11 protein-coding genes are annotated in these 16,345 nt (G+C 70.3%); 9 read left to right on the forward strand and 2 right to left on the reverse strand.

The window, feature by feature from the left end; genetic code table 11:
• Positions 1–90 precede the first annotated feature (90 nt).
• Positions 91–2,661 carry an alpha-glucan family phosphorylase gene (gene glgP / locus H521_RS0104625; RefSeq protein WP_022891865.1) on the forward strand — a complete coding sequence of 857 codons (2,571 nt, stop codon included), beginning with the start codon at positions 91–93 and terminating at the stop codon, positions 2,659–2,661.
• A 2-nt stretch (positions 2,662–2,663) separates the two neighbouring features.
• On the opposite strand, the gene ybaK is transcribed toward glgP, so the two are convergent.
• Entirely contained in the window at positions 2,664–3,164 is a 501-nt protein-coding gene (gene ybaK, locus H521_RS0104630) for a Cys-tRNA(Pro) deacylase (RefSeq protein ID WP_425393583.1), read from the reverse strand.
• Positions 3,161–5,248, reverse strand: coding sequence for a glycogen debranching protein GlgX (gene glgX / locus H521_RS0104635; protein ID WP_022891867.1), 2,088 nt, complete (start codon positions 5,246–5,248; stop codon positions 3,161–3,163). Before glgX ends, ybaK begins: the two co-directional genes overlap by 4 nt.
• Before the next feature lie 93 nt (positions 5,249–5,341).
• Here glgX and H521_RS0104640 point away from each other — a divergent pair, with 93 nt between their 5' ends.
• The 8 genes from H521_RS0104640 (at position 5,342) to gatB (ending at position 16,241) form a co-directional block, all read left to right on the forward strand.
• Positions 5,342–6,574 (forward strand): cysteine desulfurase family protein, encoded by a 1,233-nt coding sequence (locus H521_RS0104640; RefSeq protein ID WP_022891868.1) that lies wholly within the window; start codon positions 5,342–5,344, stop codon positions 6,572–6,574.
• Positions 6,575–6,625: 51 nt separating this feature from the next.
• Positions 6,626–7,732, forward strand: coding sequence for a tRNA 2-thiouridine(34) synthase MnmA (gene mnmA / locus H521_RS0104645; RefSeq protein WP_022891869.1), 1,107 nt, complete (start codon positions 6,626–6,628; stop codon positions 7,730–7,732).
• Between the two features lie 123 nt (positions 7,733–7,855).
• On the forward strand, positions 7,856–8,629 hold the full coding sequence (locus H521_RS21555; RefSeq protein ID WP_156891281.1) for a hypothetical protein: 774 nt from the start codon (positions 7,856–7,858) through the stop codon (positions 8,627–8,629).
• A gap of 45 nt (positions 8,630–8,674) precedes the next feature.
• Positions 8,675–11,041 (forward strand): NAD-dependent DNA ligase LigA, encoded by a 2,367-nt coding sequence (gene ligA / locus H521_RS0104655; RefSeq protein ID WP_022891872.1) that lies wholly within the window; start codon positions 8,675–8,677, stop codon positions 11,039–11,041.
• A 40-nt stretch (positions 11,042–11,081) separates the two neighbouring features.
• Entirely contained in the window at positions 11,082–12,848 is a 1,767-nt protein-coding gene (locus tag H521_RS0104660; RefSeq protein ID WP_022891873.1) for an alkaline phosphatase family protein, read from the forward strand.
• A gap of 38 nt (positions 12,849–12,886) precedes the next feature.
• Complete coding sequence (gatC, locus tag H521_RS0104665; RefSeq protein WP_022891874.1) at positions 12,887–13,189, forward strand: Asp-tRNA(Asn)/Glu-tRNA(Gln) amidotransferase subunit GatC; 303 nt, start codon at positions 12,887–12,889, stop codon at positions 13,187–13,189.
• The gene (gatA, locus tag H521_RS0104670) at positions 13,186–14,721 is read left to right on the forward strand and encodes an Asp-tRNA(Asn)/Glu-tRNA(Gln) amidotransferase subunit GatA (RefSeq protein ID WP_022891875.1); all 1,536 of its coding nucleotides are present in this window, start codon (positions 13,186–13,188) and stop codon (positions 14,719–14,721) included. Before gatC ends, gatA begins: the two co-directional genes overlap by 4 nt.
• Positions 14,721–16,241: an Asp-tRNA(Asn)/Glu-tRNA(Gln) amidotransferase subunit GatB gene (gatB, locus tag H521_RS0104675; RefSeq protein ID WP_026481908.1), complete on the forward strand. Its 1,521-nt coding sequence runs from the start codon at positions 14,721–14,723 to the stop codon at positions 16,239–16,241. Before gatA ends, gatB begins: the two co-directional genes overlap by 1 nt.
• Positions 16,242–16,345 lie beyond the last annotated feature (104 nt).

The following is a 16,345-nucleotide window of genomic DNA, read 5'->3' on the forward strand; positions in this document are numbered from 1 at the left end:
GTTTGCCGCGGTCGAGACGGCCGAAACGAGGGGGTCGCGCCGTGACCGCGTGTTCACGTGTTCGACATGCACCCGACCTAGGGTGGAAGCGTGAAGCCGATCCGCAAGTTCACGGTCCGCGCCGTCGTGCCGGCGCAGCTCGCTGCGCTCGAAGAGCTCGCCGGAAACCTCCGGTGGTCGTGGCACGAGCCGACGCGACGCCTGTTCCAGCACATCGATCCCGAGGTGTGGCAGGGGTCGGAGCACGATCCAGTGGCCTTCCTCGGTGCCGTCGAGCCGGGCCGTCTCGACGAGCTCGCCGGCGACACCGGCTACGTCGAGTGGGCCGAACGCGAGCGGTCGAGCCTGCGCGAGTACCTCGCCGAGCCGCGCTGGTTCCAATCGCTCGACGCAGCGACGCCGCGCACGATCGCCTACTTCTCGCCCGAGTTCGGCATCACCGCGGCACTGCCGCAGTACTCCGGCGGTCTCGGCATCCTCGCGGGCGACCATCTCAAGGCGGCATCCGATCTCGGCGTGCCGATCGTCGGAGTGGGCCTCTTCTACAAGGCCGGCTACTTCTCGCAGTCGATCTCGGCCGACGGCTGGCAGCAGGAGCGCTACCCGGTGCTCGACCCCGACGGCCTGCCGCTCTCGGTGCTGCGCGGGCCCGACGGCGCCCCGGTGCAGGTGACGCTCGCGCTGCCCGACGACCGCTCGCTGCACGCCCGCGTGTGGACGGCCGCGGTCGGTCGGGTTCCCCTGCTGCTGCTCGACACCGACATCCCGGCCAACTCCGATCAGCTGCGGTCGGTCACCGACCGGCTCTACGGCGGCGGTGGCGAGCACCGACTGCTGCAGGAACTGCTGCTCGGCATCGGCGGTGCCCGCGCGCTGCGGGCGTGGGCGGAGCTCAGCGCATCGCCGGCTCCCGAGGTGTTCCACATGAACGAGGGGCACGCCGGTTTCCTCGGGCTCGAGCGCATCGCCGGGTACATCGGCGAAGGGCTCTCGTTCGCCCAGGCGCTGCAGCTCGTGCGTGCCGGCACGGTGTTCACGACGCACACGCCGGTGCCGGCCGGCATCGATCGGTTCGAGCGCGACCTCGTCGAGCGCTACCTCTCGAGCGGCCTGCTGCCGGGCGTCGACCCGGCCGATGCCTTGGCCCTCGGCGTCGAGCCGGGCGCCGACCCCGAGGCGAGCCCGTTCAACATGGCCGTCATGGGCCTGCGGCTCGCGCAGCACGCCAACGGCGTCTCGAAGTTGCACGGCGAGGTCAGCCGGCGCATGTTCGGCGACCTGTGGCCCGGATTCGACGCCGACGAGGTGCCGATCACCTCGATCACGAACGGGGTGCACGCGCCCACCTGGACCGACCCCGTCATGCTCGGCATCGCGGAGACGACGCTCGGCACGGGAGACACCGAGCACGCAGAATGGCGCAGCCCCGCGCTCTCCGACGGAGAGTTCTGGGCGGCGAAGCGCCGCATGCGCCAGCAGCTCGTTGACGATGCGCGCCGACGGCTCGAGGCATCCTGGCGGGAGCAGCACTCGGGCGCGCAGCCGCCGAAGTGGGTGTCGCACGTGCTCGACCCCGATGTGCTCACGATCGGCTTCGCCCGTCGGGTTCCCACCTACAAGCGCCTGACCCTCATGCTCGCCGATCCGGAGCGGCTGAAGGCGATCCTCACGAACCCCGAGCGGCCGATGCAGTTCGTCATCGCCGGCAAGTCGCACCCGGCCGACGACGAAGGCAAGCGACTCATCCAGCAGCTCGTGCAGTTCGCGCAGCAGCCCGAGCTCCGCGAGCGCATCGTGTTCCTGCCCGACTACGACATGGCGATGGCCGAGCTGCTCTACCCGGGCTGCGATGTCTGGCTGAACAACCCGCTGCGCCCCCTCGAGGCGTGCGGCACCTCCGGCATGAAGGCGGCGATGAACGGCGCGTTGAACCTGTCGATCCTCGACGGCTGGTGGGCCGAGTTCGCCGGAGACGACTACGGCTGGGTGATTCCGTCGGCGGATGCCGCGGGCGACGCCGCCGAGCGCGACACCCTCGAGGCGGCGGCGCTCTACGAACTGCTCGAGCACCGGGTCGCGCCGCGGTACTACGAACGCGACGGCGACGGGGTGCCGGTCGAATGGGTGCGCCGCGTGCGCGAGACCCTCGCCGAGCTCGCGCCGCAGCTCGGCGCCGACCGCATGGTGCGCGAGTACGTCGAGCGGCTCTACCGGCCCGCCGCCGAGCATTTCGCCAAGGTCTCCGCCGAAGGCGCGCGGGGTGCGCGAGAGCTCTCGGCGTGGCGTGCCGGGGTCAGGGCTGCGTGGCCCGGGGTGCACGTCGTGCACGTCGAGTCGGGCGGCGTCGACACGCCCCATGTCGGTGACGTGCTGCATCTTCGCGCCTACGTCGAGCTCGGCGAGCTCGCACCCGATGACGTCTCGGTCGAGGTCGTCTACGGTCGCAGCCGCGCCGACGACACGATCGACGCCGTGCAGCGCGCCGCGCTCGATCCGGCGCCTGACGCAGATGCCCCGCAGGCGCCAGCGGGGCAACGCCTCTACACGGGCACGGTCGTGCTCGACCGAGCTGGGGCGTTCGGATACACGGTGCGAGTGGTGCCGCGGCATCCACTGCTGCTCTCGACGGCGGAGCTCGGTCTCGTGGCGATCGCGGGCTGAGTTCAGCGGGCGCGGGCGATCGGGGCGAAGCGGCCGCCCGTGACGGTGAGCAGGTCGTCAGGAGCGAGCTCGAGGTCGAGGCCGCGCCGGCCGCCCGAGACGTAGATGGTCTCGCAGACGATCGCCGATTCGTCGAGTACGGTCGGCAACGTCGTCTTCTGCCCGATCGGGCTGATGCCGCCGACGACATAGCCGGTCTTCCGCTCGGCGACGGCGGGATCGGCCATCTCCGCGCGCTTGCCGCCGAGCGACGCGGCCAGCGCCTTCAGGTCGAGCTGCATGGCCACGGGCACGATGGCGACGGCGAGCGCCCCGTCGACGTTCGCGAGCAGGGTCTTGAAGACGCGGTCGGGGTCGAGGCCGAGCTTCTCGGCGGCTTCGAGGCCGTAGGCAGCGGCGCGCGGGTCGTGCTCGTAGCCGAGTGCCGTGAACGCGACGCCCGCCCGAGTGAGGGCGACGGTCGCCGGGGTGCCGGCAGCGGCATCCGCTCGCTTCGCCATCATCGCCCGCCCTCGGCACGGTAGAGGCGCATCGACTGCCCGTCGACCGAGACCTTCGTGCCGGGCGCCGTCGCAGCCGGCGCGGCGGCATCGTCGGTCGGAGGCACCTCGTCGGCCGAATCCCACAGGAGCGTGTAGCTCGTGACGCCGTCATGCGCGGGGAGCACGACGTCGGTGCGCGACTCGTGCGCGTGCACGACGAGCAGGATGCGGTTGAGCGCCTCGGTCTCGGGCGTGGAGGCGGCGAGGTACTGCAGCGTTCGCTCGGCAGGCGAGTTCCAGTCGTCGATCTCCATGGTCTCGCCGTCGGCGTTGTACCAGTCCATCTGCGAGGCGCTCGGCACCGCTTCGCCCGGCCGGCCGAATCGGATGGGGCGCAGCGCGGGGTTCTCGGCACGAAGCGCGATGAGGCGTCGCGTCGTCGCGAGCAGTTCGGGGGCGAATCTCGCGCGATCGGCCGGATCCCATGCGAGCCAGGTGAGCGACGAGTCGTGGCAGTAGGCGTTGTTGTTGCCGCGCTGGCTGCGGCCGAACTCGTCGCCGGCCGTGAGCATCGGCACTCCGGCCGAGAGCAGCAGCGTGCCGAGCAGGTTCCGGATGCTGCGGCGACGCGCCGCACGCACGGCCGGGTCGGCCGCTTCGCCCTCGACGCCGTGATTGTAGGAGTTGTTCGAGTCGGTGCCGTCGCGGTTGCCCTCGCCATTGCCCTGATTGTGCTTGACGTCGTAGGCCGTGAGATCGGCGAGGGTGAAGCCGTCGTGCGCGGTCACGAAGTTGAGGCTCGCGAGCGGGCCCCGATCTGCCGAGAACGTGTTCGACGAACCGGCGAGCCGGGTCGCGAACCGACCGATGCCGCTGCCCGCGGAGCCCGTCTGCCGCTCACGGCGCAGATCGCCGAGCCAGAAGTCGCGCATGCGGTCGCGGTAGCGGTCGTTCCACTCGGTGAAGCCTGCCGGAAACCCGCCGGTGTGCCAGCCGTCGGGCCCGACGTCCCATGGCTCGGCGATGAGCTTCGATGCGCCGATCACGGGGTCGGCGAGCATCGCCTGCAAGAGCGGGTGCTCGGGGGAGTAGGCCTCGTGATCGTCGCGCCCGAGCGTCACCGCGAGGTCGAGGCGGAACCCGTCGACCTGCAGTTCGTCGGCGAAGTAGCGCATCGAGTCGAGCACGAGGCGGGCCGGCGCCTCGCGCGCGATGTCGAGGCTGTTGCCGCAGCCCGTGGTGTCGACGTACCGGCCGTGGGCGTCGTGACGGTAATAGGCGGCGTTGTCGATGCCGCGGAGCGAGTACGTCGGCCCCTCTCGCCCCTCCTCGGCCGTGTGGTTGTAGACCACGTCGAGCACGACCTCGAGGCCGGCCTCGTGCAGTCGCTTCACCATGCCGGCGAACTCGCGGCGCACGGCTGCGGCGCCCTCGGCCTGCGCGGCGACGCTCGCATAGGGGGCATGGGCGGCGAAGAAGGCGAGGGTGTTGTAGCCCCAGTAGTTGAGCTTGCCCTGGCGCACGAGCCGCTCTTCGGAGACGAAGGCGTACACGGGGAGCAGTTCGACCGTCGTGACGCCGAGCCCGGTGAGGTACTCGAGCGACGCGTCGTGCGCGAGCCCGGCGTAGGTGCCGCGGAGCGCCTCGGGCACGGCGGGATTGAGCTTGGAGAACCCTCGCACGTGGGCTTCGTAGACGACGGTGCGGTCGAGCGGTACCCGCGGCTTCGCCGAGTCGCCCCACTCGAACCCGGTCGCCGTGAGCGACTCGAGCGCGACGCCGCGCCACGACCCGTCGTCGGCGCGGGCGAGCCCGGTGGCATACGGGTCGAGCAGGGTGTGCACGGGGTTGAACGCGTGCTCGACGCCCGCCGGCCCGTCGACGCGAAGGCCGTAGTGCGCACCGGGCCGGAGGTCGGCGGATTCGCCCTGCCAGACCCCGTGGTCGTCGCGCACGAGCGGCGTGCGGGAGAGTGCCCAGTCGAGGTCGTCGCCGTCGAAGACCACGAGGTCGACGGAGGTCGCGTGCTCCGACCAGACTCGGGCGACTCCGCCGTCGGCACCGGCGCGAACGCCGAGGTCGTGCAGGGGATCGCGCTCAGGCATGCGATCTACAGTAGTTCGTGGAGGCGACACGCCTGCAAGCGCCTGCACGCACAGCGTGAGGCGCCCGCGAACACGTTCAGGGATGGAGGGCGATTGGTCTACCTCGATCATGCCGCGACCACGCCGATGCTGCCCGAGGCCATCGACGCGCTCACCGCCGCGCTCGCAGTGGTCGGCAATCCCTCGTCCATCCACAGCGCGGGGCAGCAGGCGAAACGCCTGCTCGAGGAGTCGCGCGAGCACGTCGCGGCAACGCTCGGCGCCGACGGCATCGAGATCGTCTTCACCGGCAACGGCACCGAGGCCGTGAACCTCGCGATCAAGGGCCTCTGGTGGCAGCGGCGCACGGATGCCGCGACCGGCGCCGCTCGCACCCGAATCCTGGTTCCGGCCGGCGAGCACCACGCGACGATCGACGCGGTCGAGTGGCTCAGGGCGCATGAGGGCGCCGAGGTGACCGAGATCCCGCTCGACGAGCTCGGCCGGGTGCGTCTCGACGTGCTCGCCGCCGAACTCGAGGCCGACGCGGCATCCGTCGCCCTCGTCACGATGCTGTGGGCGAACAACGAGGTCGGCACGATCCAGCCGGTCGACGAGGTCGCGCGGCTGACGGCGCGCACCGGCGTGCCGCTGCATGTGGATGCGATCGCCGCCTATGGCCAAGTGCCGATCGACGTCCACGGCATCAGACGAGCGACGGATGCCCCGCGCGGCGCCGGTCTCGTCGCGCTCAGTGTCTCGGCGCACAAGATCGGCGGCCCGGCGGGCATCGGCGCGCTCGTGCTCGACCGCTCGGCGGCCGTGGAACCGCTCATCCACGGCGGCGGGCAGCAGCGCAAGGTGCGCTCGGGCACGCAAGACGTCGCGGCCGCGGCATCCTTCGCGGCTGCGGCATCCGTCGTCGCCTCGCGGCTCGATGCCGATGCCGACCGCATGGCGGCGCTGCGCGACCGGCTCATCGACGGCACGTTGCGAGCCGTACCCGAGGCCCGGCTCTCGGGTGACATGTCGGCGGCCGGCAGGCTGCCCGGCAATGCGCACTTCTCGTTCCCGGGCTGCGAGGGCGATTCGCTCCTCTTCCTGCTCGACGCCGCCGGTGTCGCGGTGTCGACCGGGTCGGCGTGCCAGGCCGGCGTGCCCGAGCCGTCGCACGTGCTGATGGCCATGGGTCGCTCGGAGGCCGACGCGCGCGGCGCGCTGCGCATCACGATCGGCCACGGCTCGACCGCTGCCGACGTCGAGGCGTTCCTTGCGGCGCTGCCCGCCGCCCACGCGCAGGCGGCCAGAGCCGGCCTCGCCGCCCGGGCGACCTCGTTCGACCGCTGATCGCCGGCCACGAGGCATCCGCTCTCAGCGAGCGCTGTTTAGACTGGTGGCATGAAGGTTCTCGCAGCGATGAGCGGCGGCGTCGACAGCGCCGTCGCGGCCGCGCGCGCCGTCGAGGCGGGCCATGAGGTCGTCGGCGTGCACCTCGCGCTCAGCCGCATGCCGGGCACGCTGCGCACCGGCAGCCGCGGTTGCTGCACCATCGAAGACTCCATGGACGCCCAGCGCGCCGCGAACGTGCTCGGCATCCCCTATTACGTGTGGGACTTCTCCGAGCGCTTCAAGGCCGACGTCGTCGACGACTTCATCGCCGAGTACTCGGCCGGCCGCACGCCGAATCCGTGCATGCGCTGCAACGAGCGCATCAAGTTCGCTGCGCTGCTCGAGAAGGCGCTCGCACTCGGATTCGACGCGGTCGCCACGGGCCACTACGCCAAGATCGTGACGGATGCCGCGGGCAACCGCGAGCTGCACCGCGCGAGCGCCGAGGCGAAAGACCAGAGCTACGTGCTCGGCGTGCTCACCGCCGAGCAGCTGGCGCACGCCTACTTCCCGCTCGGCGACACGCCCTCGAAGACGCTCGTGCGCGCAGAGGCCGCCGAACGCGGGCTCTCGGTGGCGCAGAAGCCCGACTCCTACGACATCTGCTTCATTCCCGACGGCGACACCAAGGGCTGGCTCGCCGAGCGCGTCGGCACCGAGACGGGCGACATCGTCGACCGCACGGGTGCCGTCGTCGGTTCGCACGAGGGCGCGCACTCGTTCACGGTCGGCCAGCGGCGCGGCATGCGGCTCGGCACGCCCGCGGCCGACGGCAAGCCCAGATTCGTGCTCGAGGTGCGCCCGAAAGAGAACACCGTCGTGGTCGGCCCGAAAGAGGCGCTCGCGATCGGCCTCATCGCGGGGTCGCGCTTCTCGTGGGCGGGCCTGCCCCTGGCCGATCCGTCGACCGCGTTCGAGTGCGAGGTGCAGATCCGCGCACACGCCGACCCCGTGCCGGCCATCGCCGAACTCGTCGACGGCGAGCTCGTCGTCACCCCGGGGCATCCGCTCGACGGCGTTGCACCCGGCCAGACCGCGGTCATCTACGTGGGCACCCGCGTGCTCGGCCAGTTCACGATCGACCGCACGGTCAGTGCGGTGCCGGTCGACGCCTGAGACGCTCGCCTCCTTGTCGGATGGCTCGAGGCCTGTCAAGGGCCTGCGGCGCATGCCGGTTCTCCAATAGGTTCGGGACTCACGCCAATCCGGCGCCTACCCGAACAGAACTGGAGCACCAGCGTGAGCACCCCCCGAGATCCCGCCGACCAGCACCGCCTCCCGGTCGACGAGACCGCCGCACGGCGGCCCGAGCCGGCACCTGAGGGTCCCGTCGTCGAAGAGCGGCCTGCGCTCGACGAGCGTGTTGCGGTTGAAGAGCGCCCAGTCGTCGACGACGAACGCGCGGTGGTCGACGAACGCGCGGTGGTCGAACGTGCGGAGCCCGCTGTCGACCGCAGCGTCGTCGTCGACCGTGAGCGGCAGCAATTCGGCGGCGTCAAGATCGGCTCGGCGTTCTTCGGCTGGCTCACGGCCACCGGCACCACGGTCATGCTCACGGCCCTGCTCGCAGCGACCGGCGCGGCGCTCGGACTGGGCGTTCCGGTGACCACTGGCAAGGCCGCCGAGGAGGCCGTGCTGCCCGCGGACACCGTCGGTTGGATCGGTGCCGTCGCGCTGCTCGTCATCCTCTTCGTGGCGTACTACTGCGGCGGCTACGTCGCCGGGCGCATGGCGCGGTTCAACGGCGTCGTGCAGGGCGTCGCGGTGTGGGTGTGGGCGCTCGTGATGGCCATCGCCGTGGCGCTGCTGAGCGTCGCGGTCGGCAGCCAGTACGACCTGCTCGGCGAGGTCAACTCCTTCCCGCGCATCCCCGTCAGCGACGGCGAGCTGACCGTCGGAGGCATCGTCACGGCGGTGGTCGTCGCGGTGGCGAGCCTCGGCGGCGCCATCCTCGGCGGCAAGATCGGTACGCGGTACCACCGCAAGATCGACCGAGCCGGATTCGGCGACTGACGGGTCCTCCCACCGCGCGTGGGTCGTCGCTCATAGGATTGCGATGTGAGCGACATTTCCGGTGCGAGCGGCATCCCCGTTGACTTCGACTCCGCGCGTGCCGAAGCGGCCGCGCTCGCCGAGCGCATCGAGCGCAACCGGCTCGACTACTACTCCGAGGGCGCAGGCATCGCGAGCGACGCCGAGTACGACGCCGATGTGCGCCGACTCGAGGCGATCGAGCGCGCGTTCCCCGAACTGGCGGGGCAAGACAGCCCGACCCAGCAGGTCGGTGCTCCGATCGTGGCGGCGGGCTTCCCCACGCACGAGCATGCCGAGCGCATGCTCAGCCTCGACAACGTCTTCTCGATCGACGAGTTCCGCGAGTGGGCGGCGAGGGCGCAGGCCGCGGCAGGGCGGCCAGTGCACTGGCTCTCCGAGCTGAAGATCGACGGGCTCGCCATCAGCCTCGCCTACCGAGACGGCGTGCTCGAGACGGCCACGACCCGCGGCGACGGGCGAGTCGGCGAAGACATCACCGAGAACGTCGACCTCATTCCCACCATCCCGCGTCGACTCGAGGGTGAGGGTTATCCACCGTTCTTCGAGGTGCGCGGCGAGGTGTTCCTGCCCACGCTCGACTTCGAGGCGCTCAACGAACGGCAGCACGAGTTGCAGGCCGCGTTCGAGGCCGAGCAACTGGCCAAGGGGCGCGCCGTCGACGAGATCCCGGTGAAGTACCCCGAGTTCGCGAACGCGCGCAACACCGCCGCAGGCAGCCTGCGACAGCGTCGTGAGAAGAAGAACGCGTTCGAGCAGTCGCTCATGCGAGAGCGGCTCGGCCGGCTCGCCCTGTACCTGCACGGCATCGGCGCCTGGCGCAGTGCCGCATCGAGCGGGCCCGACGTGCACAACCAATCCGAGATCTACACGTTGCTCGACGGGTGGGGCCTGCCGGTCTCGCCGCACTCGCGAGTGTTCGATTCCGTCGACGACGTGGCCGGCTACATCGCCGAGCGCGGCGAGCACCGTCACGACGTCGAGCACGAGATCGACGGCATCGTCGTGAAGATCGACGAGCTCGCACTGCACGACGAACTCGGCGCTACGAGCCGCGCGCCCCGGTGGGCGATCGCCTACAAGTACCCGCCCGAAGAGGTGCACACGAAGCTCCTCGACATCGTCGTGGGCGTCGGCCGCACCGGCCGGGCGACGCCGTATGCCGTGATGCAACCGGTGAAGGTCGCCGGTTCCACCGTTCGGCAGGCCACCCTGCACAACCAGCAGGTGGTGAAGGCGAAGGGCGTGCGCATCGGCGACACCGTCGTGCTCCGCAAGGCGGGTGACGTCATTCCCGAGATCCTCGGGGCGGTCGAGCAATTGCGAGACGGCAGCGAGCGCGAATGGCAGATGCCCGAACGCTGCCCCGAGTGCGACACACCCCTTCGCGCGATGAAAGAGGGCGACATCGACCTGCGTTGCCCGAATGCGAAGTCCTGCCCGGCGCAGGTGCGCGGTCGGGTCGAGCACATCGGGTCCCGGGGCGGCCTCGACATCGAGGCGCTCGGCGAGGTCACCGCCGCCGCGCTGACGCAGCCGTCGTTCCCAGCAGAGCCCCCGCTCGCCACCGAAGCCAGGCTGTTCGATCTCACCATCGACGAGCTCGTGCCGATCGAGGTGGTCGTGCGAGACGCAGAGACGGGCGAGCCGCGGGTCGACGAAGAGACCGGCGTCCCCATCAGGCGCGCGCCGTTCCAGAAGCTCGGGCCCGCCAGCTATCCAGCGGGCACCGAGACGATGACCCCCGCCGAGCGACGCGCAGCGGGTGTGAAGAAAGACGTGCGAGAGGTCGGGCCCTCCGAGGCGGCGACCAAGCTGCTCGCCGAACTCGACCGGGCCAAGACCAAGCCACTCTGGCGGCTGCTCGTCTCGCTCAACATCCGCCACGTCGGCCCCGTGGCGGCACGGGCGCTCGCCGACTGGTTCGGCTCCCTCGACGCGATCCGCGCGGCGACCCGGCAAGAACTTGCAGAGGTCGACGGCGTCGGCGGCATCATCGCCGATTCGCTCATCGACTGGTTCGGCGTCGACTGGCACCTCGAGATCGTCGAGCGGTGGAGTGCGGCGGGAGTGCAGTGGGCGACGCCGGGGCATCCGGGGCCTGGAGCGGCAGCAGAGGCCGGGGGAGTGCTCGCCGGACTCACGATCGTGGCAACGGGCTCTCTCGAGGGCTTCACCCGTGACGGCGCGCAAGAGGCGATCATCTCCGCCGGCGGCAAGGCCGCGTCGAGCGTGTCGAAGAAGACCGACTTCGTGGCGGCCGGGCCAGGCGCCGGGTCGAAGCTCGCGAAGGCCGAAGAGCTCGGCATCCGCGTGCTCGACGCGGCGCAGTTCGCCGTGCTCGTCACCCGGGGGCCCGGCGCGCTCGGGTAGTGCTGCTGCGGGGTGCGGCGACGAAGAGGCAGGGGAACACATGGCAGATGACGACGGTGCCGCCGCAGATGGCGCCGGCCGAGCTCACGACGCGTCCAGTCGACGCGATTTCCTGAAACTCGGCGGCGTCGCCGCTGCCGGCGCCGTGGTCGGGGGCGGGGCGGGTGCCGCGATCGGCGGTGCGGTCGGTCACGCCGCCGGCTACCACGAGGGCGCCGACGACTTCGCGGCCTTCACGCCGCGCGAGAAGGCCGGGTTCGATCACCTGGTCGTCGTCATGGGTGAGAACCGCTCCTTCGACAACCTGCTCGGCTGGCTGTACACGCCCGACGACCTTCCCGATCGCCAGCAGTTCGACGGGCTCGCATTCGGCGACTACCGCAACACCGCGCCCGACGGCACCTCCATCGCGGCCCACGTCTACGAGGGCCCGACCGACGACATCATGGGGCGGCCGAACCCCGATCCCGGCGAGGAGTACCCGCACGTCAACACCCAGATCTTCGACACGATCAATCCGCCGACGAACGCGCAGCTCTTCGTCGAGCACATGACGGCGCCCTACAACGCGCCCGCGGCGAACGTCGAGCCTGCGATGAGCGGTTTCGTGACCGACTACCTCGTGAACTTCGAGCGCCTGAAGCAGGGTACGCCGCCGACCACAGTCGAACTCGCACAGATCATGGGCTCGTTCTCGCCCGAGATGCTGCCGGTCGTGTCGACTCTCGCGAAGAACTTCGCCGTGTTCGACGCCTGGCATGCGGCGGTGCCGTCGCAGACCTTCTGCAACCGCTCGTTCTTCCACGCATCGACGTCGCACGGCTTCGTCACGAACAAGCACGGCGGCGGGTACTCGAAATGGCTCGACGCCCCGGCGACGCCGACCGTCTTCAATCGGCTCGAAGAGGCCGGCATCTCGTGGCGCATCTACTTCGACGCCTTGCAGCTCGTGTCGTTCACCGGCGTGCTGCACGCACCAGTGCTCGAGCAGTACTGGCGCACCGAGCACTTCGCCACAATGGAGCAGTTCCACGACGACGTGAAGCAGGGCACCCTGCCCGCGTACTCGTTCATCGAACCGCGCATGACGTACAACCACAACGACTTCCATCCGCCGTTCGGAAAATTGCGCGAGAGCGTCATCGACGGCACCGAGGTCGTCGACAGCGCGATCTCCGATGTGCGCGCCGGTGAGGCGCTGCTCCACGAGATCTACTCGGCCATCAAGCACAGCGCGTCGTCGAAGGGGTCGAACGCGCTCAACACGATGCTGCTCATCACCTTCGACGAGCACGGCGGCTGCTACGACCACGTGCCGCCGCCGCCGGCGACCCCGCCCGACGTCGACGGCGACGCCGGTGAAATGAGCTTCCGCTTCGATCGGCTCGGATGCCGTGTGCCCGCGATCGCCGTCTCGGCGTACACGCGCGCCGGCACGATCATCAATGACGAGATGCACCATGGCGCCGTCATCGCGACGCTCTCGAAACTGCACGGGCTGAAGCCGCTCACCCGCCGCGACGCCGAGGCGAACGACATGTTCTCCGCAGTGAACCTCGATGCCCCGCGGCATCCGCTGACCTGGCCGTCGACGACGCCGCAGTACATCCCGCCCAATCCGCAGGCCGACGCCCCTCACCCCGGTCATGCCCACAAGGACAAGCCGCTGAGCCCGCCCGCCCGCGGGCTCCTCGGGCTGCTGCTCGCGAAGTACGGGCGCCCCGACGACGAAGAGCCCGAGACCTTCGCCGACGCGTACGAGCTGCTGCACCGCTACGGCATCGGGCTCTTCGGCAAGCCCCGATAGAATCGGTGCATCCCCACATCCCGAGACGACGGAGCAGCATGTCCGAAATCACTGCGGAGCAGGTCGCGCATCTCGCGAACCTCGCCCGCATCGCGCTCACCGATGAAGAGATCGAGCACCTCACGACGGAGCTCGGCCAGATCATGCACGCCGTCGAGCAGGTGAGTGCGGTCGCGACCCCCGAGGTGCCACCGACGAGCCATCCGATTCCGATGCAGAACGTCTTCCGCGACGACGTCGTGGGCGACTCGGTGCTGAGCGTCGACGAGGCGCTGTCGGGCGCCCCCGAGTCTGACGGATCGCGATTCAAGGTCTCGGCGATCCTGGGAGAAGAGCAGTGAGCGACGAACTGATCCGCCTGTCCGCCGCCGCACTCGGCGCGAAGATCGCCGCGGGCGAGGTCTCCTCGGTCGAGGCCACTCGGGCACACCTCGACCGCATCGCGGCCGTCGACGGCGCCGTGCACGCCTTCCTGCACGTCGAGGGCGAGCGCGCCATCGAGACTGCTGCCGAGATCGACCGTCAGCGTGCCGCCGGTGCCGCGCTCGGGCCGCTCGCGGGCGTGCCGATCGCGATCAAAGACGTGCTCGTCACGAAGGGCATGCCCTCGACGTCGGGCTCCCGCATCCTCGAGGGCTGGATCCCGCCCTACGACGCGACCCCGGTCACGAAGGTGCGCGAGGCGGGCATGATCCCCCTCGGCAAGACCAACATGGACGAGTTCGCCATGGGCTCGTCGACAGAGCACTCCGCCTACGGCCCCACCCACAACCCGTGGGACCTCGACCGCATCCCCGGCGGTTCGGGCGGCGGCTCCGCGGCATCCGTGGCGGCGTTCGAAGCGCCCCTCGCCCTCGGCTCCGACACCGGTGGCTCGATCCGCCAGCCCGCCCACGTCACCGGCACCGTCGGCGTGAAGCCCACCTACGGTGCGGTCAGCCGCTATGGCTCGATCGCGCTCGCCTCGTCGCTCGACCAGATCGGCCCGGTCACGCGCAACGTGCTCGACGCGGCGCTGCTGCACGACGTCATCGCCGGGCACGACCCGCTCGACTCGACCTCGATTCCCGAGACCTGGCCGTCGATGGCCGAGGCGGTTCGGCGAGCGGATGTCTCGGGCCTCCGCATCGGCGTCATCAAGGAGCTCGACGGCGAGGGCTTCCAGGCCGGAGTGCGGCAGCGGTTCCACGAGGCGCTCGAGCTGCTCGAGCAGCAGGGCGCCGAGATCGTCGAGGTCTCGGCACCGCACTTCGAGTACGCCATCGCGGCCTACTACCTGATCCTGCCCGCAGAGGCATCGTCGAACCTCGCGAAGTTCGACTCGGTGCGCTTCGGTCTGCGCGCCTCGCTCGACGGCGGCGGCACTGTCGAGCAGGTCATGTCGGCGACGCGTGAGGCTGGATTCGGCCCCGAGGTGAAGCGACGCATCATCCTCGGCACCTACGCCCTCTCGGCCGGCTACTACGACGCGTACTACGGCAGCGCGCAGAAGGTGCGCACGCTCGTGCAGCGCGACTTCGATGCCGCGTTCGCCGGTGTCGACGTGCTCGCCTCGCCGACCGCGCCGACGACCGCCTTCAAGTTCGGCGAGAAGCTCGCCGATCCGGTGTCGATGTACCTCAACGACATCGCCACGATCCCCGCGAACCTCGCGGGAGTGCCGGGCATCTCGGTGCCCGCCGGCCTCGCGCCCGAAGACGGGTTGCCCGTCGGCATCCAGTTCCTCGCGCCGGCTCGTGAAGACGCGCGGCTCTACAACGTCGGCGGCGCGCTCGAGCAGTTGCTCGAGGCGCGCTGGGGCGGTCCGCTCCTCGCGCAGGCCCCCGACCTCTCCGTACACGAGCTCACCGCGACCGAGGAAGGCGCTCTCTGATGGCCCGCGCTGAACTGATGGACTTCGACAAGGCCCTCGAACTGTTCGAGCCGGTCATCGGCCTCGAGGTGCACGTCGAGCTGAACACCGCCACGAAGATGTTCTCGTCGGCTCCGAACCCGGCGAACTCGCAGTTCCACGATGCCGCGCCGAACACGCTCACCACGCCGGTGTGCCTCGGCCTGCCGGGTTCGCTGCCGGTCGTCAACGGCGAGGCCGTGAAGTACTCGATCAGCCTCGGGCTCGCGCTCGGCTGCTCGATCGCGCCGTCGAGCCGGTTCGCCCGCAAGAACTACTTCTACCCCGACCTTGCGAAGAACTACCAGATCTCGCAGTACGACGAGCCGATCGCATTCGACGGCGAGGTCGAGGTCGAACTCGAGAACGGGCGCACGTTCACCGTGCCGATCGAGCGCGCCCACATGGAGGAAGACGCCGGCAAGCTCACCCACGTGGGCGGCTCGACCGGGCGCATCCAGGGCGCCGAGTACTCGCTCGTCGACTACAACCGCGCCGGGGTGCCGCTCGTCGAGATCGTCACCCGCCCGATCTTCGGCGGCGAGGCCGACACACCCGCACTCGCCCGCGCCTACGTCTCGACGATCCGCGACATCGTGCTCTCGCTCGGCATCTCCGAGGCGCGCATGGAACGCGGCAACCTGCGTTGCGACGCGAACGTCTCGCTGCGCCCGCGCGGGCAGGAGAAGCTCGGCACCCGCACCGAGACGAAGAACGTCAACTCGATGCGCTCGGTCGAGCGCGCCGTCCGCTACGAGATCCAGCGGCAGGCGGCCATCCTGGCCGGTGGCGGAACCATCACGCAAGAGACTCGGCACTGGCACGAAGACACCGGCGCGACGAGCGCGGGCCGTCCGAAGTCCGATGCCGACGACTACCGCTACTTCCCCGAGCCCGACCTGCTGCCTGTGGTTCCCTCGAACGAGCTCATCGACACGCTGCGCGCGGCGCTGCCCGAGCCCCCGGCGGTGCGCCGTCGCCGCCTGAAGGGCGACTGGGGGTTCACCGACCTCGAGTTCCAGGATGTCGCGAACTCCGGACTCCTCATCGAGCTCGAGGCGACCGTGAAGGCCGGTGCCACGCCGGCTGCCGCCCGCAAGTGGTGGACGGGCGAGATCGCTCGACTCGCGAACGCCGCCGACCGTGACGCGTCGGGCCTCGTCTCGCCCGAGCACGTCGCCGAGCTCTCGAAGCTCGTCGACGCCGGCACGCTCACCGATCGCCTGGCTCGCCAGGTGCTCGAGGGCGTCATCGCGGGAGAGGGGTCGCCGCAGCAGGTCATCGACGCTCGTGGTCTCGCGGTCGTCTCCGACGACGGTGCGCTGATCGCGGCGATCGATGAGGCGCTCGCGTCGCAGCCCGACGTGCTCGCGAAGATCCGAGACGGCAAGGTGCAAGCCGCCGGAGCCGTCATCGGAGCTGTCATGAAGGCGATGCAGGGCAAGGCCGATGCCGCGCGCGTGCGCGAACTCGTGCTCGAGCGCGCCGGGCAGGGCGCGTAGCCGCAGACCTGGGACGGCTTCGTGGCACCTGCCACGCGGCATCCGCTCGATTCACAGCCCGCTTGACGCCGGCGACCATAGAGTGGTCGACCCCTGAACGATTG

This window comes from Agromyces subbeticus DSM 16689, from assembly GCF_000421565.1.
In the GTDB taxonomy this organism is placed as follows: Bacteria; Actinomycetota; Actinomycetes; order Actinomycetales; family Microbacteriaceae; genus Agromyces; species Agromyces subbeticus.

Coding starts and splice junctions, on each gene's coding strand:
- ybaK (WP_425393583.1), bottom strand. CDS start 3,164: ATGATGGCGAAGCGAGCGGATGCCGCTGCCGGCACCCCGGCGACCGTC.
- glgX (WP_022891867.1), bottom strand. CDS start 5,248: ATGCCTGAGCGCGATCCCCTGCACGACCTCGGCGTTCGCGCCGGTGCC.
- mnmA (WP_022891869.1), top strand. CDS start 6,626: ATGAAGGTTCTCGCAGCGATGAGCGGCGGCGTCGACAGCGCCGTCGCG.
- H521_RS0104660 (WP_022891873.1), top strand. CDS start 11,082: ATGGCAGATGACGACGGTGCCGCCGCAGATGGCGCCGGCCGAGCTCAC.
- gatC (WP_022891874.1), top strand. CDS start 12,887: ATGTCCGAAATCACTGCGGAGCAGGTCGCGCATCTCGCGAACCTCGCC.
- gatB (WP_026481908.1), top strand. CDS start 14,721: ATGGCCCGCGCTGAACTGATGGACTTCGACAAGGCCCTCGAACTGTTC.